Annotated in this window: 24 protein-coding genes and 2 riboswitches; of the genes, 18 read left to right on the forward strand and 6 right to left on the reverse strand. The window is 68.1% G+C overall.

The annotated features are described in order from the left end of the window. Positions 1 to 197: 197 nt before the first annotated feature. The 7 genes from C8D78_RS14800 to C8D78_RS14830 all read left to right on the forward strand — a co-directional run bounded on the left by C8D78_RS14800 (position 198) and on the right by C8D78_RS14830 (position 7,688). Entirely contained in the window at positions 198 to 3,353 is a 3,156-nt protein-coding gene (locus C8D78_RS14800) for a Na+/H+ antiporter subunit A (protein WP_120954634.1), read from the forward strand. Next, positions 3,350 to 3,946 (forward strand): Na(+)/H(+) antiporter subunit C, encoded by a 597-nt coding sequence (locus C8D78_RS14805; protein ID WP_120954635.1) that lies wholly within the window; start codon positions 3,350 to 3,352, stop codon positions 3,944 to 3,946. The genes C8D78_RS14800 and C8D78_RS14805 overlap by 4 nt, the downstream gene beginning before the upstream one ends. Further along, the gene (locus tag C8D78_RS14810; RefSeq protein ID WP_120954636.1) at positions 3,943 to 5,565 is read left to right on the forward strand and encodes a Na+/H+ antiporter subunit D; all 1,623 of its coding nucleotides are present in this window, start codon (positions 3,943 to 3,945) and stop codon (positions 5,563 to 5,565) included. Before C8D78_RS14805 ends, C8D78_RS14810 begins: the two co-directional genes overlap by 4 nt. After that, the gene (locus C8D78_RS14815; RefSeq protein ID WP_120954637.1) at positions 5,562 to 6,107 is read left to right on the forward strand and encodes a Na+/H+ antiporter subunit E; all 546 of its coding nucleotides are present in this window, start codon (positions 5,562 to 5,564) and stop codon (positions 6,105 to 6,107) included. The genes C8D78_RS14810 and C8D78_RS14815 overlap by 4 nt, the downstream gene beginning before the upstream one ends. Beyond that, complete coding sequence (locus C8D78_RS14820; protein WP_120954638.1) at positions 6,104 to 6,382, forward strand: MrpF/PhaF family protein; 279 nt, start codon at positions 6,104 to 6,106, stop codon at positions 6,380 to 6,382. The genes C8D78_RS14815 and C8D78_RS14820 overlap by 4 nt, the downstream gene beginning before the upstream one ends. Further along, positions 6,372 to 6,755 carry a monovalent cation/H(+) antiporter subunit G gene (gene mnhG / locus C8D78_RS14825; protein ID WP_279629532.1) on the forward strand — a complete coding sequence of 128 codons (384 nt, stop codon included), beginning with the start codon at positions 6,372 to 6,374 and terminating at the stop codon, positions 6,753 to 6,755. Before C8D78_RS14820 ends, mnhG begins: the two co-directional genes overlap by 11 nt. Positions 6,756 to 6,908: 153 nt before the next feature. Then, positions 6,909 to 7,688: an ion transporter gene (locus C8D78_RS14830; protein ID WP_120954639.1), complete on the forward strand. Its 780-nt coding sequence runs from the start codon at positions 6,909 to 6,911 to the stop codon at positions 7,686 to 7,688. Between the two features lie 86 nt (positions 7,689 to 7,774). On the opposite strand, the gene C8D78_RS14835 is transcribed toward C8D78_RS14830, so the two are convergent. Beyond that, the gene (locus C8D78_RS14835; protein ID WP_120954640.1) at positions 7,775 to 8,035 is read right to left on the reverse strand and encodes a DUF4235 domain-containing protein; all 261 of its coding nucleotides are present in this window, start codon (positions 8,033 to 8,035) and stop codon (positions 7,775 to 7,777) included. 119 nt (positions 8,036 to 8,154) lie between these two features. Here C8D78_RS14835 and C8D78_RS14840 point away from each other — a divergent pair, with 119 nt between their 5' ends. Continuing rightward, positions 8,155 to 8,922 (forward strand): DUF4386 family protein, encoded by a 768-nt coding sequence (locus C8D78_RS14840; protein ID WP_120954641.1) that lies wholly within the window; start codon positions 8,155 to 8,157, stop codon positions 8,920 to 8,922. Positions 8,923 to 8,966: 44 nt separating this feature from the next. Here the strand turns inward: C8D78_RS14840 and C8D78_RS14845 are convergent, their stop codons facing one another. After that, entirely contained in the window at positions 8,967 to 9,512 is a 546-nt protein-coding gene (locus tag C8D78_RS14845) for a heme-degrading domain-containing protein (RefSeq protein ID WP_120954642.1), read from the reverse strand. Between the two features lie 184 nt (positions 9,513 to 9,696). Beyond that, a riboswitch (TPP riboswitch) is annotated at positions 9,697 to 9,840 on the forward strand. Between the two features lie 62 nt (positions 9,841 to 9,902). On the opposite strand from C8D78_RS14845, the gene C8D78_RS14850 reads away from it, so the two are divergent. The 9 genes from C8D78_RS14850 to C8D78_RS14890 all read left to right on the forward strand — a co-directional run bounded on the left by C8D78_RS14850 (position 9,903) and on the right by C8D78_RS14890 (position 20,953). Next, the gene (locus C8D78_RS14850) at positions 9,903 to 10,550 is read left to right on the forward strand and encodes an ECF transporter S component (RefSeq protein WP_120954643.1); all 648 of its coding nucleotides are present in this window, start codon (positions 9,903 to 9,905) and stop codon (positions 10,548 to 10,550) included. Positions 10,551 to 10,621: 71 nt separating this feature from the next. After that, on the forward strand, positions 10,622 to 12,268 hold the full coding sequence (locus C8D78_RS14855; RefSeq protein ID WP_120954644.1) for an ABC transporter ATP-binding protein: 1,647 nt from the start codon (positions 10,622 to 10,624) through the stop codon (positions 12,266 to 12,268). Continuing rightward, positions 12,265 to 13,068 (forward strand): energy-coupling factor transporter transmembrane component T family protein, encoded by an 804-nt coding sequence (locus tag C8D78_RS14860; RefSeq protein WP_120954645.1) that lies wholly within the window; start codon positions 12,265 to 12,267, stop codon positions 13,066 to 13,068. Before C8D78_RS14855 ends, C8D78_RS14860 begins: the two co-directional genes overlap by 4 nt. Positions 13,069 to 13,252: 184 nt before the next feature. Further along, positions 13,253 to 14,776 carry a UDP-N-acetylglucosamine 1-carboxyvinyltransferase gene (locus C8D78_RS14865; RefSeq protein ID WP_120954646.1) on the forward strand — a complete coding sequence of 508 codons (1,524 nt, stop codon included), beginning with the start codon at positions 13,253 to 13,255 and terminating at the stop codon, positions 14,774 to 14,776. A gap of 139 nt (positions 14,777 to 14,915) precedes the next feature. After that, positions 14,916 to 16,103, forward strand: a complete 1,188-nt coding sequence (locus C8D78_RS14870) for a glutamate--cysteine ligase 2 (protein WP_120954647.1) — start codon at positions 14,916 to 14,918, stop codon at positions 16,101 to 16,103. A gap of 666 nt (positions 16,104 to 16,769) precedes the next feature. Next, on the forward strand, positions 16,770 to 17,642 hold the full coding sequence (locus C8D78_RS14875; RefSeq protein WP_167467923.1) for a PIG-L deacetylase family protein: 873 nt from the start codon (positions 16,770 to 16,772) through the stop codon (positions 17,640 to 17,642). Next, positions 17,639 to 18,583 (forward strand): ATP-grasp domain-containing protein, encoded by a 945-nt coding sequence (locus tag C8D78_RS14880; protein WP_120954649.1) that lies wholly within the window; start codon positions 17,639 to 17,641, stop codon positions 18,581 to 18,583. Before C8D78_RS14875 ends, C8D78_RS14880 begins: the two co-directional genes overlap by 4 nt. Beyond that, on the forward strand, positions 18,570 to 19,865 hold the full coding sequence (locus C8D78_RS14885) for a glycosyltransferase family 2 protein (protein ID WP_120954650.1): 1,296 nt from the start codon (positions 18,570 to 18,572) through the stop codon (positions 19,863 to 19,865). The genes C8D78_RS14880 and C8D78_RS14885 overlap by 14 nt, the downstream gene beginning before the upstream one ends. Beyond that, positions 19,862 to 20,953: a hypothetical protein gene (locus C8D78_RS14890; protein ID WP_147429614.1), complete on the forward strand. Its 1,092-nt coding sequence runs from the start codon at positions 19,862 to 19,864 to the stop codon at positions 20,951 to 20,953. Before C8D78_RS14885 ends, C8D78_RS14890 begins: the two co-directional genes overlap by 4 nt. A gap of 18 nt (positions 20,954 to 20,971) precedes the next feature. On the opposite strand, the gene C8D78_RS14895 is transcribed toward C8D78_RS14890, so the two are convergent. Genes C8D78_RS14895 through C8D78_RS14905 form a run of 3 tightly spaced genes read right to left on the reverse strand, consistent with a single transcriptional unit; the run spans position 20,972 to position 22,869 of the window. Next, complete coding sequence (locus tag C8D78_RS14895; protein ID WP_120954652.1) at positions 20,972 to 22,180, reverse strand: O-succinylhomoserine sulfhydrylase; 1,209 nt, start codon at positions 22,178 to 22,180, stop codon at positions 20,972 to 20,974. Next, the gene (locus C8D78_RS14900) at positions 22,181 to 22,600 is read right to left on the reverse strand and encodes a rhodanese-like domain-containing protein (protein WP_120954653.1); all 420 of its coding nucleotides are present in this window, start codon (positions 22,598 to 22,600) and stop codon (positions 22,181 to 22,183) included. Beyond that, the gene (locus C8D78_RS14905; RefSeq protein WP_120954758.1) at positions 22,597 to 22,869 is read right to left on the reverse strand and encodes a DUF1737 domain-containing protein; all 273 of its coding nucleotides are present in this window, start codon (positions 22,867 to 22,869) and stop codon (positions 22,597 to 22,599) included. The genes C8D78_RS14900 and C8D78_RS14905 overlap by 4 nt, the downstream gene beginning before the upstream one ends. A gap of 74 nt (positions 22,870 to 22,943) precedes the next feature. Continuing rightward, positions 22,944 to 23,057, reverse strand: a riboswitch (SAM riboswitch). Between the two features lie 307 nt (positions 23,058 to 23,364). Between C8D78_RS14905 and C8D78_RS14910 the strand changes: the two genes are divergently transcribed. Further along, positions 23,365 to 24,321 carry an ATP-grasp domain-containing protein gene (locus C8D78_RS14910; protein WP_120954654.1) on the forward strand — a complete coding sequence of 319 codons (957 nt, stop codon included), beginning with the start codon at positions 23,365 to 23,367 and terminating at the stop codon, positions 24,319 to 24,321. A gap of 71 nt (positions 24,322 to 24,392) precedes the next feature. On the opposite strand, the gene C8D78_RS14915 is transcribed toward C8D78_RS14910, so the two are convergent. Continuing rightward, a complete protein-coding gene (locus C8D78_RS14915) occupies positions 24,393 to 25,355 on the reverse strand; it encodes an aminodeoxychorismate lyase (RefSeq protein ID WP_120954655.1) in 963 nt (320 codons plus the stop codon). Between the last annotated feature and the right edge of the window lie 71 nt (positions 25,356 to 25,426).

Here is a 25,426-nt window from a genome sequence, read left to right on the forward strand (position 1 = left end):
CTCGGCGGAGTGTCCCGGCGCGGTGTTGCCGCCCGGCGATTAGCGGCGGCATGACTTTTGCTACGAATTGTTCAGCAGCCGGCGCCCCTGCCAAAAGAATTTGTACACGCTTGGTAAACTGTCGGCACCGAACCTAACAAATGACCCGCCTGCTCCAACTTGCTGAAAATCGAAATTCTGACGTTGCGGAGACACCAGTGATCACAGTTCTTGCCCTGCACTTTGCGGTGGCTGCTGTGGCCCCGCTGCTGTTCCGAAAGTTTGGCAGGAATTCGTTCTACGCCCTGGCCGCGGTCCCCGCGGCCTCTTTTATCTGGCTGCTCCTGCAGCATGCCGCCGTCTATTCGGAGGGAACGAGCTCCGGCGATGGCATGCCGGCGCCGGGGGCGATCACCGAAGTGTTCCCCTGGGTCCCCGGGCTGCAGCTCGAGCTCGCCTTCCGGATGGATGCCCTGGCCTGGATCATGTCCCTGCTGGTGTTGGGGGTAGGCACGCTGGTGTTGGTCTATTGTGCCCGGTACTTCAAGGACAAAGACGACTACCTCGGCGGTTTCGGGGCGCAGCTCCTGGCGTTCGCCGGGGCGATGTTCGGGCTGGTCACCGCCGACGACCTCCTGCTGATGTTCGTTTTCTGGGAACTGACCACAGTGCTGTCCTACCTGCTGATCGGCTATGCCCGTACCCGGCTGTCCGCACGGCGCTCGGCCCTCCAGGCGCTCATGGTGACGACGGCCGGCGGGTTGGCCATGCTCGTGGGGCTCATCATCCTCGGGTCAACCGCGGGGACCTACCGGATCCAGGCCATCCTGGACCAGGCCCCGGCGCTGGTCACCGGGCCCGCGGGCGGAGCCGTGGACGCCGCCGTCGTCCTGATTCTCATCGGCGCGATCACCAAGTCCGCCCTGATCCCGTTCCACTTCTGGCTTCCCGGCGCCATGGCCGCCCCCACGCCCGTCAGCGCCTACCTGCACGCCGCGGCCATGGTCAAGGCCGGGGTGTACCTGGTGGCCCGTCTCGCCCCCGGGTTCGCTGCGACCCCGCCGTGGCTGCCGATCGTCCTTGGCCTGGGGCTGGCCACCATGCTGGTAGGCGGCTACCGGGCCCTCCGGCAAACTGACATCAAGCTCATCCTCGCCTACGGCACCGTGAGCCAGTTGGGCTTCCTGATCATGGTGGTGGGACTCGGCACCCCCGAGGCGGCGCTCGCCGGGCTCGCCTTGCTTCTGGCGCACGGGCTGTTCAAGGCCACCCTGTTCTTGGTGGTCGGCATCATTGATCACCAGGCCGGGACCCGGGACGTCCGCGAACTGTCCGGCGTCTACGGCTCTGCCCGGGCCTTGGCGATCGTGGCGGCAATCGGCGCGGCCTCGATGGCGGGCATCCCCCCGCTGGCCGGTTTCGTGGCCAAGGAATCGGTGTTCGAGGCCTTCATCCAATACAGTCCCGAGTCGGCGGCTGGCCCTTGGCTACTGGCCGGTGTGGTCCTGGGCTCCGTGCTGACCTTTGCCTACAGCGCCCGGTTCATGTGGGGCGCCTTCGCCGTGAAGCCCGGCGTGGGGCCCACCGCCTTCAAACCGATTAAGCCTGCCTTCCTTGCCGCGCCTGCGGTCCTGAGCGTCCTGACCATCGTTTACGGGCTGTGGCCGGCCCCCGTTGACGGCTGGATCCAGCCCTACGCGGAACTCTTTGTCGGCGCGGCCGCTCCCGACGGCGGGGCCGCCACCTCCTCGCCCGGGCACCTGGCGCTGTGGCACGGCCTCACCCCGGCCCTGGGGCTGACCGCGGTGACGTTCGCGCTGGGCCTTGCCATGTTCTACGGCCGTAATGCCGTCGCCCGGGTGCAGGCACGGGTGCCGGGCTGGATCGACGCGGATCGCGCCTACCAGCAGGCGATCGGCGCCCTGGACGACGTCGCGGTCTGGGTCACGGGCCGGACCCAGCGCGGCTCGCTGTTCTTCTACCTCTCGGTCATCCTGACTGTGGCGTTCGTCCTGCCACTGACGGCCCTGCTCGTGGCCAACAAACCGCTGCCGCCGGGGCTCTATGTCATCGATCCGGGTTCGCCGCTCCAGATTGTGGCGGGCGCCGGGATCGTGATCGGCGCGCTGGCCGCGGTCCGCGCCAACAAACGGTTCCTGGCCGTGCTGATGGTGTCCGTCACCGGCTACGGAATCGCCCTGTTGTTCGCGCTGCAGGGCGCTCCGGACCTCGCCCTGACCCAGATGCTGGTGGAAACCATCATCCTGGTGGCGTTCGTGCTGGCCATGCGGAGCCTTCCGGCAGGGCTGCGGGACAGGACCGGCGGGAAATACCGGGTCATCCGGGTGGTGATCGGGTTGTCATTCGGCATCACCATGATTTTCGTGGCCATCTATGCCCTCGGCGCCCGGGTGGCCGCGCCGGTGTCCCTGCAGTTCCCGCAGCTGGCCTACGAGGGCGGCGGCGGCCTGAACGTCGTCAACGTGACCCTGGTGGACATTCGTGCCTGGGACACCTTCGGGGAGATTTCCGTCCTGGCCCTCGCGGCCACCGGCGTGGCCAGCCTCATCTTCGTCCGGGGCCGCGGCGACCGCATCCGGACGTCGGCCAACGTCGAAGCGGGGACGGTGGGGCGGCGGACCGGGGCCAGGGGCACCACCCGGGACGATGCCGCCCTGGCGATGAACCGGCGGTTTGCTGCCGCCACCCGCGACGCGTGGCTGGTGGCCGGCCGGACCCTGGCGCCGGAACGCCGCTCGATCATCTTCGAGGTGGTCACCCGCCTGATCTTCCACTCGATGATCGTGTTCTCCCTGTATCTGCTGCTGGCCGGGCACAACCTGCCCGGCGGCGGCTTCGCCGGAGGGCTCACCGCCGGCCTCGCCCTGACCATCCGCTACCTCGCCGGCGGCCGCTTCGAACTTCGCGAGGCCACGCCGGTGGGTGCCGGCACCCTGCTGGGAATCGGCCTGGCCACGGCGGCGGCCGCCGGGATGACGCCGCTGCTGCTGGGCGGACAAGTGTTCCAGAGCGCGATCGTGGAGCTGTGGCTGCCCGTCTTCGGAGACATCAAGTTCGTGACCTCGACCATCTTCGACATCGGCGTGTACGTGGTGGTGGTCGGCCTGGCCCTGGACGTGCTGCGCAGCTTGGGGGCGGAGATCGACGAGCATTTCGAGGAACAGCCCGAGCTGTCCGAAGACGGATCGCCCGGGGACGGGCTCTCCGGGGACGGCCGCTCCGAAGGCAGCCGGCCCGGCAGCAGCGAAGCCGGGATGGTTGCCGCCCGGGGCGCCGGGCCGGAATCCGCCGAGCGGGAACCCGCAGGGACGGACCCCGCCAATGCGGAAACAACTGCCAAGGGGACAACATGAGCGTCAACCTGACCCTGCTGACGATCATGGGGGCCCTGTACGCGTGCGGTATCTACCTGATCCTTGAACGCAGTCTCACCAGGGTCCTCCTGGGACTCATGCTGCTGGCCAATGCCACCAACCTGCTGATCCTTGCCACCGGCGGATACGCCGGGCTGGCACCGATCTTCGACAAGAACACCCCGGCCGGGGACTACAACGACCCCCTGCCGCAGGCCTTGATCCTGACCTCGATCGTGATCTCCTTCGCCGTTACGGCTTTCATGCTGGGCATCATCTACCGGACCTGGGTCCTGGCCCGCCAGGACGAAATCCAGGACGACGCCGAGGACCGCCGCGTCGCGGAAACGCCCAGCTTCGACGCCGAGGACGACTCCGTGATTCCGGTCGAGACCTCGGAGTTCCCCCTTGCCATGTTCGGCAGTGACGGCGCAGGGCTGATGGACACCGCCGTCGGCTCCGGTTCCGGCACCGGCAGCAGCGCGTCCGCGGTCATGTCCGGGGACCGCGTCGTGAGGGCCGAGAAAGCCGCCTCGGAAGAACAGCCGGGCTCCCTGAATGTCGACACCAGCAAGGAAGGAGACGGAAAGTGAACATCGCCAGCCTTGCCCCGCTCGCCGTCGTACTGCCCATCCTGGGTGCCGCCCTGACCTTCCTGCTGATCCGCTACCCGCGGGCCCAGCGGACGGTCAGCATCGCCGTCCTGACGCTGACCCTGCTGCTGGAATGCTGGTTGCTGGCCTCGGTATGGGGAGGCGGGACGGCCGCGGTGAACATCGGCGGCTGGATGCCGCCCTGGGGCATCGTGCTGGTAGTGGATCAGTTCTCCTCGCTGATGCTCGTCGTGTCCTCGGCCGTGAGCCTTGCGGTGCTGATTTACGCGACCGGGCAGGGCATGGCGGACGGCGACCGCGACGCGCCGGTCTCGATCTTCCACCCGACCTACCTGATCCTCGTGGCCGGGGTGTCCAACGCCTTCCTCTCCGGGGATCTTTTCAACCTCTACGTCGGCTTTGAGATCCTGCTGACCGCCAGTTATGTGCTGATCACCCTCGGCGGGACGGGCCCGCGCATCCGGGCCGGCGTGACCTATGTGGTGGTCTCCGTGGTCTCCTCGGTGCTGTTCCTGATCGCGATTGCCATGATCTACGGCGCCACGGGAACCATCAACATGGCGGACCTCGCCATCAAGCTGGGGGACCTGGACCAAGGCACCCGGACATTGCTGCACGTGATGCTGCTGGTGGCCTTCGGCATCAAGGCCGCCGTCTTCCCACTGTCCTTCTGGCTCCCGGACTCGTACCCCACAGCGCCGGCCCCGGTCACCGCCGTGTTCGCCGGGCTGCTGACCAAGGTGGGTGTCTACGCCATGGTCCGTACGGAGACGCTGCTCTTCCCGGGGGACGCGCTCAACGCCCCGCTCATGGTGGCGGCGCTGCTGACCATGGTGGTCGGAATCCTCGGCGCCCTGGCCCAAAGCGACATCAAGCGCCTTTTGTCCTTCACCCTGGTCAGCCACATCGGCTACATGGTGTTTGGCCTGGCGATGTCCTCGGTGGCCGGCCTGGGCGCCGCGGTCTTCTACGTGGTCCACCACATCACCATCCAGACCAGCCTGTTCCTGGTCACCGGACTGATCGAACGCCGCAGCGGCAGCTCATCCGTGGACCGCGTGGCCGGGCTGGCCAAACTCTCCCCGGTTTTGGGGGTGCTCTTCTTCATTCCCGCGATGAACCTGGCCGGCATCCCGCCGTTTTCCGGATTCCTGGGCAAGCTGGGACTCCTCCAGGCGGGTGTCCAACTCGGCACGCCGCTGGCTTTCGCGCTGGTGATCGGCGGGGTGCTGACGAGCCTGCTGACCCTGCTGGCAATCGCCAGGGTCTGGAACCGGGCATTCTGGCGTAAGCCGGAGGACGCCGAGCACCCCGACCCGGTGCTCCTGGCAGCGCCGGAGGACTCCGCCACCGGAGACCGTGCAGGGAAGACGAACGTGACCCTGCTTCCCCGCACCATGGTGGGCTCCACCCTGGGCCTGGTGGTCTTCGGCGTGGCCCTCACGGTCTTCGCCGGGCCGCTGTTCAAGGTGGCCGACCAATCCGCCCAGGAGATGCTCGACAGGTCCCCCTACATCCAGGCGGTGCTGGGCGAGAACGCGCCGGTGCCGCCGGTGCCCCAGGCCGAACGGCCCGGCCAGCAAGGCGGCGGGAAATGAACCGGAAAAAGGTCTCCCTGCGCCAGGAACTGCCACTGCTGGTGTGGCTCGTGTTCGTCTGGTGCGCCCTCTGGCAGAACTTCAGCCCCGGCAATCTCCTCTTCGGCGCCCTAATCGCGGTGCTGGTGGCGCGCGTCTTCTATTTGCCCCCGGTGGAGCTCGGCGGCCGGTTCAACGTCCTCCGGGCCGTCCCCTTCGCCATCATCTTCCTCGGCAAGGTCGTCGCGGCGAGCTTCCAGGTCCTGTACCTCGCCGTCGCCCGCGGGCCGCGCGTTGTCAGCGCAATCGTCGCCGTGCCGCTACGGAGCCATTCCGACATCCTCGTCACGGCCACCGGGCATGTGATCTCGCTGATTCCGGGATCCCTCGTGGTGGAGGTGGACAGGTCCACGTCCACCCTCTACATCCACGGCATCAACGTCCGCAACGCCGAGGACGCGGCCAAGCTGCGCAAAGACGTCCGGGACACCGAGGCCGGGCTGATCCGGATCCTGGGGACCAAAGAGGAACTGTCCGCCCTGACACAGGAGAGTGCCGCATGATGCAGATCGTCCTGACGGTGTCCGCCGTCGTTCTCTCCCTGGCCGCCGCCGGGGCGATCGTCCGGATCGCGCGTGGGCCTTCACTGCTGGACCGGGTGCTGGCCGCCGACGTGCTGCTGGCCATCTTCGGGGCAGCCCTGTGCATTGACATGGCCGTCAACCGGCACCTCAACAACCTCATGCTGCTGGTGGCGATTTCCCTGATCGGCTTCGTCGGCTCCGTCACCGTGGCCCGGTTCGTGGCCGACCGGAGGGAGAACGTCCGTGAATCCTGAAACAGTGATCGACGCCGTATCCGCGGTGTTCATGGTGACCGGCGCGCTGATGTCCCTCGCCGCCGCGATCGGGCTGTTGCGCTTCCCGGACCTCATGAGCAGGATGCACGCCGCCACCAAGCCCCAAGTCCTTGGCCTGTTCCTGCTGCTGACGGCCCTGGGCCTGCAAATGCGCACCTGGTGGGTCTGGCCGGTCCTGCTGGTGGCCTGGCTCTTTCAGCTGCTCACCGTCCCCGTGTCAGCCCACATGGTGGGGCGGGCCGGCTACCGGACCAAGCACCTGCACCCGGAACTGTTGAGCGCCGACGAGCTTGAGGCCGTAGTCCAGCAGGCGGCGGCCAAGCGCCGGGCGGACGGGGACACCGGCCGCTGATACCGGACGTCGCCACTGAACACCGCAACTGGGCGCTGAACTGGACCGCCACTTTCTGGATCCCGGCGGGAGGACTCAACATTCGTGGTCGCCGTTCGTCCGGATCCGAAAAAAGTGTCGGCCACGCAGCTTCCTGCGTGCCAGAATCCTCACATGACCAAGGAACGCAGTGAACTGAAGAGCATCGGATACGAAATCTTCATCGGCATCCTTTCGATCCTGTCGATCGTCAATCTGCTGCTCCTTTATCTCGTGCAGGAGCAGTCGCTCGATACCGTGCTGACGGTGATGAACAGTATCTTCAGCATCATTTTCGTTGCCGACTTCCTCTTCAGGATCGTCACCGTGCCGTCGGCGGGCGCCTATTTCTTCAAGCACTTCGGCTGGGCGGACCTGTTGGCCAGCCTGCCGTTGGCACAATTCAAGATCCTGCGCGTCTTCCGGCTGATCCGGGTGTACCGCCTGCTCCGCGATGTCGGCATCCGCCAGGTGGGCCTCGCCCTCAGCAAAGACCGGGCCGGCAGCTCCCTGTACATACTGCTGCTCATGGGCATTTTCGTGCTGGAATTCGGGAGCCTATCGATGCTCCGCGTCGAGCAGGGCGCCCCGGGGGCCAACATCACGACCGCCTCCGGCGCCATCTGGTACACCATCGTCACGATCTCGACAGTTGGCTATGGCGACCAATATCCGGTCACCAACGCGGGCCGTATCATCGGGTCAGGCATCATCGTGGTCGGTGTCGGCATTTTCGGCACCTTCACCGGTTACCTGGCCAACTTCTTCCTCGCACCGAAGAAGAAGGAGTCCGCGCCGCCGGTCGCTGCCGCCGACACGAGTGCCGCGACGATCGAAGGGCTCCGCCAGCGCCTCGACGAGTCCGAAGCGACGCTCGCCGAGATCCGAAAGCTCCTTGCCGGGCCAACCTCGTGACCCTCTCCACCTTGCCGCCCGGGGATGGTGCCGGGGGCCAGTGAAAGTGGGGGACCCGTCGCAGCGGCCGCGGGAAACGGCTCGGGTTAGACGACGTCCTGGGTCTTGGCGTAGCGGGTGATCGCGCGCTGGGTGCCGCGGTTGGCGAGGACCTGGATGACGGCGCTGACGGATGCGGAGATCAGCGCGAACGTCAGGGCCGAGCGCAGCGTCGTGGGGACGTCGTCGTGGTCCTTGGGCGGCTTGTTGCCCGTGGACTTCTCCCAGACGGTGTCAACGACCTTGGTGCCGACATAGCCGGCAAGCAGGCTGACGCCGGTGCCGAGCAGCTTGATGAAGAGGTTCATTCTTCGTAACTCCTTGGGGGAGGAAACAGGGCTGCCCCTAGCCTAGCGTTTCTTGCCCGGCGGTCCTGACAGGGGCCAAGGCCCCTGTCAGGCGGCGGCCGCCGGACGTACTTTCGAGCATGGAACAGCCCCGCACCCGCCCGCCCCGCGACGTCCGGGGCGCCCCAACGAATGGCCAGAGCTGGCGGCAGCTTTACTTCTGGGCGGGCATCTCCGCCGTGGTGTTCATCGCGTTGCTGGTGCTGGCCCTGGTCCTTGACTTCCTTGCCCCGCCGCCGGTGGACGGGGGAGCCGAAACCCTCGAGTTCATCGCCCGGAACAAGGGGATCTACGTCACCGAACAGCTCCTGTGGACGGTGTCCAACATCCTGCCGGTACTGGTCTTCGTGACCCTCTTCGTGGCGCTCGCCCCGGTCAACAAGAGCCTGGCCCTTCTGGCGACGGTGATCGGCGCCCTGCCTTGGGCATTGTTCCTCGCCGTTCCGGTCACAAGCCGCGGATCGCTGATCCTGGTCTATCTCAGCGACCGGTACGCCGCGGCGTCCGGCACTGTTACGTTCGACGACGCCGCCCGGCTCAGGTTCGCCACCGCGGCGGAGGCTGTGATCGCCGAGAACAATACTCCCGCCGCCGTCGGCGTCCTGTCCGCGCTCGGCATCCTGCTGATCTCGCTGCCCATGCTCATAGGCGTATTTCCCCGCGCGGTGGCGTGGCTCGGGGTGGCCGCAGGAACCGTGGGGACCATTGCCGAGGCGCTGCGGCAGGCCGTTCCCGGGTTTTACCCGGCCTACGGGATCCTGATGTGGGCCTGGTTCCTGGCGGTCGGAATTGCGCTGATCCGGCTTTCCCGGAGAACGCCCCGTGCCGCCGGCGGCCCTGTGGCCTAGTTGTCCGGTGCCAGGACCGTCCGCAGCGCCTGGCTGTCCGGTGCCTAGTTGTCCGGTGCCAGGACCGTCCGCAGCGCCTCGACAACGAGGTCATGGTCTGCCTTCTGCGGCAGCCCGGAAACAGTCACGACCGCCACGGACCCGGTGCCGCGCACGTAGATCGGGAACGCCCCGCCGTGGGCGGCGAACTCCATCTGATCGAACCAGGCGTTGTCCTCGATCCTTCCGCCGGCCGCGCGGGCCCGGAGTCCCACCAGCAGGGACGGGACCTCGTAGCGCTGGGTCGTGCGCTTCTTGGCGTTGATCCAGCGTTCGTTGTCCGGGGTGGCGCCCTCCAGCGCCGCGTGGAAGAGCACCTGTTCGCCTTTGGTGATGTCGACGGCGATGGGCAGCGAGCGTTGCCTGCCCAGTTCAACGAGGAGCAGCCCGAGGTCGAGGGCGTCGTCCTTGCTGAACGATGCGAACTGGAGCGCATCCATCTCGGCGAGCACGCGGCCAATGAGCGCCGCCAGGGAACCGTGCGGTTGCGGCTCGGCCGAGTCCGGGTCGTACTCGGCGGAGGGATCTGGCGTGGCCGGTGTCTGCGTCAAAATGGTCCAGCTTTCCGATCGGTGACAAGGCAGCCCGCGGGCGCGTCCGGGGGCCGGCAGGTCGACTCTACCAAGCGGCCCAGCCCGGCCGGGGAGCGCCTGCTAGCCTCCCCGGATTATGACGCCACACCACTGAAAAGCCGGGCCGTTCGGGTGTAAACTGAGCCAGCCCACAAGGGCGAAATAATTACGACAGGGGAGCGCCGCCGTCGGGCATCGCCGGAAGAATCCGGGGAAACCAGTGGTGGGCGCTGAGAGTGCGGACAGCCGCAGACCCTCGAACCTGATCCGGTTAGTACCGGCGCAAGGGAGTCGAGTTCTCAGGGTGCGCGGAGAGCGGCGGAAGCCGAGGCCGGAGCACCCTCCCCTCCTGTTCCTCAGGAGGACGACATGACAGATATTTCAGCACAGCAGGGTCCCGCCAGCCGCTCATCAGCCCGGCACAACTACACCTGGCGGGTGGTGGACATTGTGGTGGCCGCCCTGATCGCCGTGGCGGGCGGCGTTATCTTCTGGGCCTGGGACCAGGGCGCCAACCTGATTTCGACCCCCCTCAGCGCACTCTATCCGCCGCTCACCGGACTCTACGCCGGCGGCTGGATGATCCCCGCGGTGCTGGGCATGCTCATCATCCGCAAGCCCGGTGCTGCGATCTTCTGCGAAACCGTGGCGGCCACGGGCGAGCTGATCATGGGTTCGCAGTACGGCACCACGGTAATGATTTCCGGTGTCCTGCAGGGCCTTGGCGCGGAACTGGTCTTCGCTGTTTTCCTCTACAAGAAGTTCAACCTGCCGGTGTCCCTGCTGGCCGGCGCCGGCGCGGGCCTCTTCTGCGGCCTGAATGACTCCTTCCTGCCGTGGGGCTGGAACATCGCCTACGAGGCCGGAGACAAGCTCGCCTACATCGTCTTCACCACCATCTCGGGCGCCGTGATCGCGGGCGGACTGGCCTGGCTGGCCACCCGCGGCCTGGCCAAGACGGGCGTGCTTGCCTCCTTTGCCTCACGCAAGGCCGCCACGGAGCCCGTCTTCTCCTGACCGCCGTTCCTGAACCCCACTCCCGGTACGGCACTCTTGGAATTGCACTCTTGGAATTGCATAGGCGACTCATGACAACTTCACCAGGCGTCCGTCCGGCCGCCGTCACCGCACGCGGCTGGGGCTGGCGGCACGCCGGACGACCCCGGCCGGCGGTCAACGGCCTTGACCTGGACATCCGGCCCGGGGAGCGCGTGCTCCTGCTGGGCCCCTCCGGCGCCGGCAAATCCACACTGCTCCATGCCCTGGCGGGCGTGCTGGGAGACAGCGCCTCCGGCGGGCCGGGTCCGGCCGGCGACGCCGAGGATTCTGACGAGACCGGGAGCCTGCTGATCGACGGCGCCCCGCCGCGGGCCCGGCGCGGCCGTGCCGGGCTCGTGCAGCAGGACCCGGAAACCCAGGTGGTGCTCTCCCGCCTCGGCGACGACGTCGCCTTCGGCGCGGAGAACCTTTCGGTCCCGGCGCCCGAGATCTGGCCGCGGGTGCGCGAGGCGCTCGACGACGTCGGGCTGGGCCGGCTGCCGCTGGACCACCCGACGTCGGCACTCTCCGGCGGGCAAAAGCAGCGCCTGGCGCTCGCCGGGATCCTCGCGATGCGGCCGGGGCTGCTGCTGCTCGACGAGCCGACCGCCAACCTCGACCCCGCCGGCGTCCTGGAAGTCCGCGACGCCGTGGGCCGCTGCCTGGACAAGACCGGCGCCACCCTGGTGGTCGTGGAGCACCGGGTGGCGGTCTGGAAAGACCTCGTGGACCGGATCGTGGTGCTGCAGCCCGGGGCCGCCACGGACTCCGCGGTCCTGAATTCCGCGGTCCTGCTGGACGGGCCGCCGGACCAGGTCCTGGCCGAGGCGCGGGACATGCTCATCGGTGCCGGCGTCTGGGTGCCCGGCTACGTTCCGGCGACACGGACCCGGACGGCCCCGGCCTCCGGGCAGCTGCTGCTCGCGGCGGATGGGCTCGCGGTCTCCCGCGAGCGGCCGCGGCGGGCCGGGCTTCGCGAGGGTTTCCGCAGCATTGCCCCGCGGGCCGTGCAGTCGGGCATCGCGACGCAGGTTCGCGCCGGGGAGGCCCTGACCATCACCGGACAGAACGGCTCGGGGAAGTCAACCCTGGCCCTGACGCTGGCCGGTCTCCTGCGCCCCGTGGCGGGAACGGTCTGTGTCCCGGCCGGGCCCGGTAGCGGCCCGGGCGGGGGTGCGGGAACCGATCCGTACCGGTGGAAAGCCCAGCAGCTGATCTCCAGGATAGGGACGGTGTTCCAGGAACCCGAGCACCAGTTCGTCACCGGCAGGGTCCTCGACGAGCTCATGTTCGGGCCCCGCCACCTCGGCTACGGCGAGGAACGCGTGGACGAGCTGCTGGAGCGGCTACGGCTGACAGACCTCGTGGATGCCAACCCGTACACGCTCTCCGGCGGCGAGAAGCGGCGCCTCTCGGTGGCCACCGTGCTGGCGGCGCACCCGCAGGTGCTGGTCCTGGACGAGCCCACCTTCGGCCAGGACGCCAACACCTGGGCAGAACTCGCCTCCTTCCTCTCCGAACTCCTCGACGCCGGCACCGCGGTGGTTTCCGTGACGCACGACGCCGAATTCAGCGCCGTCCTTGGCGGCACCGAACTGCGCCTCCACACGCGGGAAACCGCCGCCGGTTCGGGACCTGGCGGCGCCGCCAGCGCTGCCGCCCCGGACAGTGGCCTTCCAGAGGGGGCCGCGTCATGAGGGACGCGCTGAGCCTCCGCGGGAACCATGCGCTGCTGACCCGGGCCAATCCACTCGTTAAGTTCACGGCGGTCACCCTGATCACCCTGGTGCTGGCGCTCTCCATTGACTGGGTCTCGGCATCGGTGGCGCTCACCTTCGAACTGCTGCTCCTGCCGCTGGCCGGGCTGACAGTGGCCCTGCTGTGGCAACGCGGCTGGCCGCTGATCCTTGCGGCGGCGCTGGGCGGCTGGAGCACCGCCATCCTTGCGCCGGAAGCCGGTTCCGTTCTGTTCGACGCCGGGATCTGGACCATCAGCACCGGCTCGCTGCAGCTTGGGCTCGGCTTCATGCTCCGGGGACTCGCCATCGCGCTGCCGGCGGTGCTGCTGATGAGTTGCACCGACCCCACGGACCTGGCCGACGCCCTGGCCCAGAACGCAAAGCTGCCGCACCGGTTCGTCCTGGGCACCTTGGCCGCCATGCGGCTGGTCGGGATCATGGCCGAGCAGTGGCAGACCATCGGGATGGCCCGGCGCGCCCGCGGCGTGGGCTCAAGCGGCAATCCCTACCAGCGGTTCCGCGCCACCATGGGCCAGAGCTTCGGGCTGCTGGTGCAGGCGATCCGGAGCGCATCCCGGCTCGCCGTGACCATGGAGGCCCGCGGATTCGGCGGCGCGACGCGGACCTGGGCCAGGCCGTCCACGTTCAGCGGACTCGATGCCTGGGTGCTGCTGGGCGGTCTCTGCATCGCGGCGGCGGCAGTTGCAGCGGCCCTCGCGGCGGGGACCTGGAACCTCGTGTTCCTCGCGCACCAGTAGCAACGGCTGCCCTGCTGTCCGCCTGGGGCCTCTGATCGCCGTCGTCCGCACTGCGCGCTGTCCGTCGTCCCCACTACGCCGTCGCGGTCCACGTTTATCGCATGATGCGGGTATTACTGTGACATTGACGGCATTCCGGCGCGAATGCCGGGGGTTAATAAATCATCCGTGATATTTTCGGGACATGACTCAACCGACTGCTGAACACGTAGGCCTCCTGCTCCGCGAAGCTCGCGGGGCGAAAGGCTGGACCCAGGGCCAACTCGCTGCCGAGCTGGGCACCAGCCAAAGCGCCATCGCCCGGATGGAACAGGGCAAGCAGAACCTGAGCCTGAAGATGATCCAGCGGCTGGAGACAATCGTCGGGCGCAGCATCGTCAAAGTGGGCCGGCCCCAGATGACCCACCTCCGGGTCGAGGGCGGCCGCACGCTCTCCGGGGCGGTGGACGTCAACAGCAGCAAGAACGCCGGCGTCGCGCTGCTGTGCGCCAGCCTCATCAACCGCGGCACCACTACGCTGCGCCGGTTGGCCAGGATCGAGGAAGTCAACCGGATCGTGGAGGTTTTGACCAGCATTGGCGTCGAATGCACATGGCTCAACGCCAGCGACCTCCAGATCCGCCGCCCGGCAATGCTGGATCTGGCGTCCATGGACGTGGAGGCGGCCCGGCGGACCCGCAGCGTCATCATGCTCCTGGGCCCGCTGCTGGACGAGGCCGAAACCTACCGGCTGCCCTATGCCGGCGGCTGCGACCTCGGCACCCGCACTGTCCAGCCGCACATGCAGGCGCTGCGGCAGTTCGGCCTCAGCGTCGAGGCAAAGTCCGGGTTCTACGCGGTCCAGGCGCCGCCGTCGGACGGCCACGACCGCTCCTTCGTGCTCAGCGAACGCGGCGACACCGTCACCGAGAACGCCATCATGGCCGCGGCCCACCGTCGCGGCACCACCATCATCCGCAACGCGAGCCCCAACTACATGGTGCAGGACCTCTGCTTCTACCTGCAGATGCTCGGCGTGGAGATCGAGGGTGTCGGCACCACCACGCTGAAGATCTCCGGCCGCCCGGCGATCGACGTCGACATTGAATACTTCCCGTCCGAGGACCCGATCGAGGCGATGAGCCTCATCACCGCCGGCATCGTGACGAACTCCGAAGTCACCATCCGCCGCGTCCCGATTGAGTTCATGGAGATCGAGCTCGCCACGCTGGAACAGATGGGCCAGCAGCTCGAGGTCTCCGGGGAATATTTTGCCCGCAACGGCCGCACGCGCCTGGTGGATGTCACCACCCGGCCCTCGGAACTGCGGGCGCCGGAGGACAAGATCCACCCGATGCCCTTCCCCGGCCTGAATATTGACAACCTGCCCTTCTTCGCCGTGATTGCCGCCAACGCCCACGGCCAGACGATGATTCATGACTGGGTCTACGAGAACCGGGCCATCTACCTGACGGAGCTGAACAAGCTGGGCGCCCAGGTGCAGCTCCTCGATCCGCACCGGATCTATGTCAACGGGCCCACCAAGTGGCGTGCCGCGGAGGTGGGGTGCCCGCCGGCCCTCCGCCCCGCCGCCTGCCTGCTGCTGGCCATGCTGGCCGCCCGCGGCGTGTCGGAGCTGCGGAACATCTATGTCATTGAGCGCGGCTACGAGGACCTGGCCGAGCGGCTCAACACCATCGGCGCGAAGATCGAGTACTTCCAGGACTAGTCCCGGACTAATCCCAAACAACGCGGGGTCAGATCGCGCCCATCCGGAGGGGCAGGATGGGCGCGGAGTGACCCCGCGTTGGTGCAGGGGTTTCGGGCGGAGCCTGACGCGCGCGCGGATCCTGACGCACAATAGATTCATGCGCACGTTCGGCGTAGAGGAAGAACTGCTGATAGTGGACCCCGAATCGGGGATGCTGCTTGCCCTCGCCGACCTCATGCTGCCCAGCCTGGTGCCGCCGGACAAGGGCTCGGCCCGGGTGCTTGCGGGACAGAAACCGGTCTACGAAGGCGGCGCCGACTTCAGCTACGAACTCAAGCTCGAACAGATTGAAACCCAGACGCGGCCGTGCCTGGACTACAAGGAACTTCTCCGGCAGCTCAGGCAGGGCCGGGCACTCGCGGACCACGCGGCCCGCGCCCACGGCGGCCGCGTCGCCGCCCTCGCCACGTCGCCGCAGGGCGCCGCCACCCACCTGACGCCGAAACCGCGCTATATGACCATGCAGGAGCGGTTCGGGCTCACCGTCCGGAACCAGCTGACCTGCGGCCTCCATGTCCACACCTTTGTGGAGACGCCCGAAGAAGGCGTGGCTGTGATGGACCGGATCCGCGACAAGCTTGCCGTGCTGATCGCCCTGAGCGCGAATTCCCCGTACTGGAACGGTGCCGAAACGGGATTTGAAAGCTACCGCACCCAGGCGTGGAACCGCTGGCCGGGCTCGGGCCCCAGCATGATCTTTGGCAGCCTGCCCATCTACCGGCGGGTTGTGACCCGGCTCGTGGAAAGCGGCGTCCTGCTGGACGAGGGGATGATCTATTTCGATGCGCGGCTGTGCCGGCAGCATCCCACCGTGGAGGTCAGGGTTGCCGATGTCTGCCTGCGGGCCGAGGACGCGGCGCTGATCGCCGTGCTGGTGCGCGCCCTCGTCGAATCGGCCTCGAGGGAATGGAACGACGGCGTCGATCCCGCCCCGGTGCCCACGGTGCTGCTGCGGATGGCCGCCTGGCAGGCCAGCAACTGCGGACTGCGCGGGCAGTTGCTGGACTTCGGAACGTTCACCCCGGCCCCGGCCGCCGATGTGGTCAGGGCACTCGTGGATTTTGTGGCCCCCGTGCTGGAGGAGCAGGGCGAACTGGATCTGGTGCGTGAAGGGGTCGACAGAATCCTGGCGGAGGGCACCGGTTCGCAGCTGCAGCGGGGGCCGTTCCGGGCGGGCGGTCTGGCCGGCGTCGTCGAACATGCCGTCGAAGTCACAGCGCGGGGAGCCATCGTCGGGGAACCGGCGGTCTCCCGCTCGCCCCTGGGCAGGGCGCCCCAGGGCTGAGCAGGAGACCGCCGGCCGCCGCCGTCATGGGCCATGGAACCCGGCAACAATCTGCGGGCGCGGGCATCAAGAGCAAATGATGCTGAAATGCCGCCGTATTTGTTCCCGAATGCTGGCGTGTAATCACGGTCATTTATCGGTTGCTCCAGACCGATTTCCGATTAATTAAGCCGGGTACCCAGACGCCCCAGCGCTAACGCTGCGGACGCCCATCCCGGGTAGTGGACGCGCCAAATGCAAGTAGTACCTGCACTGACCAAAATTCAGTTGCCGCGCATTCAGGTAGTGCCTACTCGGGCGTACTGATAGGACTGTCGCCTTTACTGGAGGAGCAACTCCGGGGTTTCCGGAGTGTTCCCACAAGGTCTCTCACAATGTCATTTAACGCGCCGAGGGGGCGGTTTTGCTGAGCTACATAAGCGCTGGTCAACGGCCCGCAATGCTCGCACAGCCCGCCGCGGCTCCACCTTTCTCCGGCACGTTCCCTGCCGGAATTGGCGGGGAGCGATGCCGTGAAATGACCCGCCCAACATCCCAAAGTACTGGCCGGCTCCGCGGCCGGAACTGAACATCAAACGCCCTAATTCAACCTGGCACTGGGGTGCCGTACTCCAACAGAGGAATTAAATTAACATGGTCTCGATTTACGTTTTACTCATTGTTTTCTTGATCACTTTTGTGGTCGCGGCAGCTTTGGGGCGATCGTGGTTCTACCGCCGCTTGCGCCGCCCCGAGCTGCTCCGCAGAATTTGCCTCCTTGCCGGCTCGACGCTGCTGGCGGCGAATCTGGCCTGCTTTGTTTTCGACGCGTCCGAGCTGTGGCGGACGGCCTGCCTCACAGCCACGCTTGGCGGTCTCGCGTCCCTGGGCGTTACCCTGACGGCCCTGCGCACCGGCGGAGTCCCGGCCCGCCAGCCCCGCAGGGTTCTCGCCATCGGCGCCCACCCGGACGACCTCGAACTTGCCTGCGGCGGCACCCTGGCCAAGTTCGTTGACTCCGGACATGAGGTCCAAGGGCTCGTCATGAGCGATGGCAACCGTGGCGGCGACGCCCTGGAACGCTCCCTCGACGCGCAGCGTGGCGCCTCGTTCATGGGTCTCACCGGCATGACGCACCACAACTTCCCCGACACGGACCTGTCCAGGCACAGCCAGGAAATTGTGGGCGTCATCGAAATCGCCATCGCCAGGTACAACCCGGACATCATCCTCACGCACTCCAACCACGACCAGCACCAGGACCACCAGGCCGTCCACATGGCCACTCTGCGGGCGGCCCGCCAGCACCACTCGATCCTCTGCTACGAGAGCCCGTCGGCAACCCGGGAGTTCAGCCCGAGCGTCTTCGTCGACATCGACGACTACGTCGACGCCAAGGTCCAGGCAGTCAAGATGCACAGTGACCAGCTCGCCAAGCCGTACATGACACCCGAGCGGGTCCGGGGCATCGCCTCCTTCCGCGGAGGACAGGCGCGGCGCCGGGTCGCCGAAGCCTATGAACCGGTCCGCCTGCTGAGCACCGAAATGGAGAAGCTGTGAAGCCCCGCGTCCTGGTCACCGGCGCCGGCGGCCCCGCGGGCCGAGCCATTGCGGCCCAGCTGAAGGCCCGCGGCATTCCCGTCCTCGGCACCGATATCCGCGAGCTGCCCGCCGGGTCCGGAATCACGGTTGTTCCGGTGCCGCCGGCCTCGGACCCGGACATGGTTTCCGCCCTGCGCAGGCTGGTCGTCCAGGAGGGCATCAACCTGGTCATCCCCACGGTCAGCGACGAACTCCCGCAGCTTGCGGCGTTCCGCTCCGCCTTCGGGCCCGACGTCCGCGTCATCATCGGCGACGCCGGTCCGGTGGCCCTCGCTAACGACAAGCTCTTCACGGCCTGGCAGTTGCACGCTGCGGGGGTGCCCGTACCGAGGTTCGGCGTCCCCGGGGACTTCGCCGACGCCGGCGCAGCCATGGCCGCGCTCGGCGGGCCCGTGGTGGTCAAGCCGCGGGTCTCCCGGGGCGGGCGCGGCGTTCTAGTCATCGACGGCAGTGAGAACGTGGACTGGCACCGCCTGCCGGAAGGCCAGATTGTCCAGGAGTTCATTCCTGGTGCCGAATACGGCCCCATGGTGTTCGGCACGCCGGCGTCCAGCGGGACCGCGCCGTTCGTCGTCGTCGTGGAGAAGACCGAACTGGCGCAGGGCATCGTCGGGAACGCCGTGACCACCCGCCGCGCCGAAGCCGGCGAGGCCTCGGACGCCGGCAACGTTGCGATGGACGCCGTGCGGGCGCTGGGCCTCACCGGCCCGGTCGACGTCGACGTCCGCCGGCGCGCCGACGGGACCCCGGTGGTACTGGAAGTGAACGCACGGTTCGGCGCGAACAGCGCGCGGGCCCCGGAACTGCTCGACGCCGTCCTGGCGTCGTTTGACCTTCCTTCTTTCAATCCGGGGTCCTTCCGGCAAAGCACAGGAGTGTACGCCCATGTCCTCGTTTGAATCCGCCGCCGCGTCGGCCATTCCGGGGGCTCAGCTCCTCCTGCTCCTTCTCGGCCTGCCGGTTCTGGTGTTCGGGCTCGTGAAGCTGCTGGTGCTGCCGCTGTCCGTCTGGTTTGAGCTCCGGGCGGCCCGCCGACGCCGTCGCGAAGCGCCCACCTTGCTGGATGAGTGGCCCAGCGTGTCGATCATTGTTCCGGCATTCAACGAGGCGACCGTCATCGAAAACTGCGTCCGCTCGATCCAGCTCACCCGGTACGACCGGTACGAGGTGGTGCTCGTAGATGACGGCTCCACTGACAATACGGCCGAGCTCATGCACGCTCTCGCCGCATCGGATCCCCGCATCACGGTCCTGACCCAGACCAACGCGGGCAAGGGGGCCGCCCTGAACCTGGGCATCAGCCGGGCCACCGGCGAGATCCTCATGTTCGTCGACGCGGACGGGATCTTCTCCCAGAACACGGTCCGGCGGATGCTCCAGGGATTCACGGACGGGCGGATCGGGGCCGTGTGCGGCGATGACCGGCCGGTGAACCTGAACCGGGTCCAGACCCGGATGCTGGCCTTCATCAGCCACGTCGGCACCGGGATGGTCCGGCGGGCACTGACCATGATCCGCTGCCTTCCAATCGTCTCCGGCAACATCGGGGCATTCCCCCGCCGGGTGCTGGAGGAGATCGGGCCGTTCCGCGAAGACACGGTGGGCGAGGACCTGGAGCTCACGTGGCGGGTGCACCGGGCCGGCTACCGGGTGGTCTTCGCTCCCCGCGCCCTGGTCTACGCCGAATCGCCGTCAACCGTGCGTGCGCTTTGGCGCCAGCGCGTCCGTTGGGCACGCGGGCTGCTGCAGACCATGGGCGTCCACAAGGGCATGATCGGCAACGCCCGGCATGGCCTGTTCGGTGGCTACCTGCTCTTCAATACCGTCACCATGGTTATTCTCCCGGTGTTCCAGATCCTGGTGCTTCTGGATCTGGTCTTCCTCATTGCGCTGGGCCACAGCCCGCTCGGTGCCGATGTTTGGGCATTCCTGGGCTGGGTGGGGCTGTTCGTCACCTTGCTGCTCACGGTGTTTGCCCTCGCCATGAACAGGGCGTGGAGGGACCTGCGGCATGTCTGGGTGCTCCCGCTCGTCCCGCTCTACTCCGTCTTCACGAGCCTGACCATGGTGGCGGCGCTGGTGCAGGAACTCCGCGGCAAGGAGGCGCGCTGGAACAAGCTGACGCGCACCGGGGTGGTCAGCGTCACCGCGCCGGCCGGGCGCGCCGAGGCCAGGGTTTGAGGCGCAGACCGGCCGCGTTCCCTGCCCTGGCACTCCTGTCGGTGCTGGCCCTTGCCGCCACGGGCTGCGCCGGACCGCGGCAATCGACGGCAACCCCCGCAGAGCGCACCGTCGGCGTCGGCTACGAAACCGTGGTCGGGGCCGCCTCGACACTGCCGGAGCTGGCCAGACGGCTCGACGAAGTGAACGCCAACAGCGTTACCATCAGCGTCGGGCGGCTGGACTGGACGGCGTTCCCCTGGGACGCCCACCCCGAGGTTGAGGCGGCCCCGGGCCGTGACCACGTGGCCGACGCGGTCAAGGCGCTGGGGACCGGCGGCGACGGCAAGAAGCGCAGGATCACCCTGACCGTCGACCTGCTGATCCCGGCCTGGATCAGCACGAACCCGGGCTTGGCGGCCATTAATTTCGACGGCACCCGGTCCAAGGACTTCGCCAGCGTCACCGCCCTCACCACCGGACCCGTCGGGGATCGGCTGGTGGACTTCGTGGCCGAGGTGACCCGGCGGTACCACCCGGACGCGGTGGCGCTGACGGAACTGATGTTTGACAACAACACGTACGGCGGAGACGACCGCGACTCCTACCGGCGAGCCAGCGGCCGGACGGACTGGCCGCGGCTCGCGAACGGGGACATCGACGTCGAAGATCCCAGCATTGGGGCCTGGCGGTCGAAGTCCGTGGCAGCCGTCGTGGCCAGGGCGGCGGCGGCCGCGCACGCCAACGGTGCCACCCTGGACATGGACGTTCGGGCGCCGTGGCACGATCCCGCCGGCGACCGGCCCGAGAGCGGCCACGACTACGGGATGCTCGCCGCGGCCGCGGACCGGCTGGTCATGTGGGACTACTTCGGGCTCAACGACGCCGCACCCTCCTATTCCGCCGAGCTGGCCAAAGCCATGGCAAAGCGATCCGGCAGGTTCGCCATCTCGGTCGGAATGTGGTCCAAGGCCGGGCGCATTTCGGCCGCTGACCTGACGGCCGGGCTGGAGGCGTCCGTCGCCGGCGGGGCGGCCGCCGTCGCCGTCACACCGTCCAGCATGCTCGACGACGACGCCTGGCGGGCGCTCAAGACGGCTTGGACCTGAGCTTGGGCACTTCCCGGTTCAGACCTGCTTGAGCGCCTGGCCGAGGTCGCGGATCAGGTCCTCGACGTCCTCCAGACCGACCGACAGCCGCACCACGCCGTCGCTGAGCCCGATCGCCGCGCGTCCCTCCGGGCCCATGGCGCGGTGCGTCGTGGTGGCCGGGTGCGTGATCAGGGATTTCGAATCGCCGAGGTTGTTGGAAATGTCGATGATCCGCAGCCCATCCAGCAGCGCGAAGGCTGCCTCCTTGGCGCTGCGGCCCGGGGAGGGCGACAGCTCCAGCGTGAGCACGGTCCCGCCGGCCTTCATCTGCTTCACCGCGAGATCGTGCTGCGGGTGGGACGGCAGCAGCGGATACTTGACCCAGCTGACCGCGGGCTGGCCCTCAAGCCACTCGGCCAACCGCAGGGCGGAGGCGGAGGAATGGTTGACGCGCAGGGCCATGGTCTCCAGGCCCTTGGTGAGGACCCACGCGTTGAACGCGGAAAGCGAGGGCCCGGTGTGCCGCATGAGCTGTTTGACGGGCCCGTCGATGAATTCCTTGGTGCCCAGGATCGCGCCGCCGAGCACGCGTCCCTGGCCGTCGATGTGTTTGGTGCCGGAGTAGACGATCACGTCCGCGCCGAGGTCCCCGCAGCGCTGCAGGAGCGGGGTGGCGAAGACGTTGTCGACCACCACCGTGGCGCCGGCCGCGTGTGCGAGGTCGCTCACGGCGGCGATGTCCACGATTTCCTGCATCGGGTTCGACGGCGACTCAAAGAAGACCGCCGTCGTCGGCTCGGCCAGCGCAGACTTCCACTGCTCGAGGTCCGGGCCGTCCACGAAGACCGTCTCGACGCCCCAGCGCGGCAGGATCTCGTTGAGAATCACAAAGCACGAGCCAAAAAGCGACCGGGCGGCGACGACGCGGTCCCCGGCCGCCAACAGGGCGCCCAGGGCGGTGAAGACGGCGGACATGCCGGATGCGGTCGCAAAGCAGGCCTCGGTTCCCTCCAGCAGCCGGAGCCGCTCCTGGAAGGTCGCGACCGACGGGTTGCCGTAGCGGGAGTAGACGAAGCGCTCGTCCTCGCCGGTGAAGGCACGCTCGGCGGCGGCCGCGGACTCGTAGACGAATCCGGAGTTGAGGAAGATCGGCTCGGCGGTTTCCTGGAAGCCGGTGCGGTCAAGGCCGCCGCGGACGGCCTGGGTATCGGCGGACCAGCCGGCGGCGTCGGGATTGAAAGTCACTTAAATCTTTCCAAGGTTGGTGGGCAGGCCGCGGTTCTTCCAGCCGTTGACGGTGCGTTCGCCAAAGCGGTCGGTCTCGCCTTCAAAGCCCTCAAGAACGTTGTAGGAGGTGTAGCCGGCGGCTGTCGCGGCCGTCGCGGCGGCAATCGACCGGGCGCCGGAGCGGCAGAGGAACACCAGTTCAACGGTGGTGTCCGCCGGGGCCTGCCGCCGTAGCTGTTCCACGAAGTGCGGGTTGGGCGCGCCGCCGGCGAGGTTCCACTGGATGAAGAGCGGATCGCTTCGCCGTTCACCCGCGGACGCGGTGTCCGGGACGCCGATGTGGGCCCATTCGCCTTCGGTCCGGACGTCCACCAGGATGGCTCCGGCTTCCAGCTTGGTCCACGCGGCCTGCGGGCTGAGGTCTCCTGCGTAGCTCATGCGTGCCCCTCGAACGCCTCATCGGCGCCAAACTCGTCGGAGTCGAGTTCATCAACGGCGTTGGCCACGGCGGCGTCCGCGCTGGCGATTGCCGCGGGCAGGACCAGCGCCTGCGCCACGATCACCGTGCTGCCGTTGAACGTGGCGGCGGGACTTCCGTGCAGCACATAGCCTTCGGCCAGGGCGGCCGAGACGCGCTCACAGAAATCACGGTCATCCGGGCCGGTGAACAGGCGGTAGGCCAGCTTTTCCTCGCCGGCGGAGGGCACGCCGGGGGCGCTGCTGTTGGCTGCCGCATCGGGGACGGCGGGGGTGGACGTGTCGGGCACGACGGATCTCCTTTATTTCACGCTTGCAGCTCGAATTCTCGATTGCCGAGTATTCACCTGAGGCACCCCGCCGCGAAAGGGAGGGTTGCCGACCGGCCAGTCAGGGCTTGGCACCGGTTCTCATTACTCCCCAAAAACGTAACACTTACGACGCCGGCCCGCACCGCCGCCGTCGTCATGTTCCGTAACCGGAGCGCGCCAAGGGCGGCGGCCGCCGTGATGCAGGCGTCGCGGCGGGGGCGAGTAGTGGCGGGCTCCAATTTCGGGTACTGCCCACTCGTGCGCGGCCGGATACTGCGCCGTGTACTGGTGGGACCGGTCCGACGCGTCGGCCGTCTATCGCCTTCTGCAAATCCAACGTGACCGTCAATAGGGGCCCGAACTCCGCTGCAGCCGCATCCACGGCCCGGCAAGTGACGGCGGAATGGAGCAAATATGGGTCCGCGCATACTGGTTACCGGGGTTGCAAGCGCCGCCGGCCGGACCATCGCGGCTCAGCTCGCCGCCCGCGGCATCCCCTGTCTCGGCTCCGACGCCCGCGCCGACACCCGTGCCGACAGGGACGGCCCGGCAGCAGCAACGGTGAAGCTCCTGCCGGCGACGGACCCGGACATGCTCCTGGACCTGCGCCGGCTGGTGGACCGGGAGGCCATCAACGTCATCATTCCGACCCTCACCGTGGAACTCCCGGTCCTGGCCGCGGCCCGGGCCGGATTCGGCCACGACGTGCGGATCATCGTCGGCGACCCCGCCGCGGTGGCCCTCGCCAACGACCGCTTGTTCACCGCGTGGGCGTTGCAGGCGGCGGGCATCCCGGTCCCGCGCTTCGCAGTACCGGGGGATCTGGCCGCAGCGCCGGCATCCCTCGCGGGCCTCAACGGCCCCGTCGTGGTCAAACCCCGGATCTTCAAAGGCTCCCGCGCCGTCCACCTGCTGGCCGGGAGCGCGTCCGTGAGCTGGAAGAACATGCCAGCCGGGCAGCTCGTCCAGGAGTTCATCCCGGGCACCGACTATGTGGCCCTGGTGTTCGGCACCCCGGCCCGGAACGCGATGGCCCCGGTGGCGGTGGTCCTGGAGAAGACCAAAATCCCGTACGGGCGAGCCGGCAGCGACGAAGTCAGCCGCAGAGTGCCGGCGGGCGAGGCCGCGGATGTGCGGAAGCTGGGACTGGCGGCGGTCCGCACGCTCGGGCTGACCGGGCCGGTGCAGGTCCAGATCCGACGCCGCGCCGACGGAACTCCCGTGGTGCTGGGCGTGTGCGCGACGATGGGGGAGAACAGCACGTGGGCGCCGGAACTGCTCGACGCCGTGCTGGCAACCTTCATGCTTCCGGCCTTCAACCCCGCCTCCTTCCGCCGCTGCCCGGGGGTTCCCGCGGACGCGCTCGGGTGACGAAAGACCAACGCGGGGTCACTTACGGTCCATGTCGGGCGTCGCCACGGGCCGTAAGTGACCCCGCGTTGCTATTCGATGGTGGCGAACAGGGCGTTGAGTTCGGCGGTGAGCTGCTGGCGCAGTTCCGGGGTGCCGATTTCCTGGCCGTCGATGTGGTTCACCGGCGCCAGGAGCCGGATGCTCGAGATCAGCCAGACGGCGTCGGCGTCCAGCAGGTCCTTCGGCTCCAACGGGCCGTAGCCCAGCTCCCAGCCGGCAGCCTTGGCCGCGGTGAACAGGGCGCCCTGCGAGGTGCCCGGCAGGATGCCGCTGTCCAGCTGCGGGGTGATGAGGCGCCGGACCGTGCGGACACCGCCGGCGCCGTCGTCTGAAGTTTCCAGGTGCGCCAGCAGCACGGTCGACGTCGGCCCCTCCAGGACCCGGCCGTCCGCGGACGTGAAGATGACGTCGTCGGCGCCGTGTTGGTGGGCGTAGCGCAGCGCGGCCATGTTCACGGCATAGGAGAGGGTCTTGGCGCCGAGCAGGAGCCAGGGGGCGCGCTCGCCGACTTCGCTGTCGTAGCCGCGGTCCAGCAGGATGACGTCGATGCCGGTCTCGCGCTGCCGGCGCCCCGCCGCCGCAGGGGCGGAGGCCTGGACCCAGCAGGTGGGGGCGGAGGCGCCCTCCGGCCCGCGGGTGACCAGCAGCTTCACCACTACCTCGTCCTCTGCCGTGCCGCCGGCCGCCGCGGGAGGATCCTGGCGCCTGTACTCGCCGATGGCGGTCTCCACCGCCCGCCGCCAGGCGTCCTCAGCCGGAATATCCAGTTCCAGCAGGCGGGCCGAGCCGGCCAGCCGGGTCAGGTGCGCCTGGATCTTGCGGGGCCGGCCGCCCACGGCCAGGAGGGATTCGAAAACGCCGTCGCCGCGGGTGGCGCCCAGGTCCGTGGCCATCAGTTGCGGCTTCGACGCGTCCGCCACGCGCCCGCCGTCGAACGCCGGATCCAGGAAGACCAGTACGGTCGCGGGCGAGGGAACAGAAGCTGGGGTCATGCCTACAGCTTAGTCTCGGCCGTCCCGGGATAGGATTTGCAGGTTGCCCGTTCCGGAACTGTTCCGCGGGC

Source organism: Arthrobacter oryzae (assembly GCF_003634095.1).
Lineage (GTDB): Bacteria > Actinomycetota > Actinomycetes > Actinomycetales > Micrococcaceae > Arthrobacter > Arthrobacter oryzae.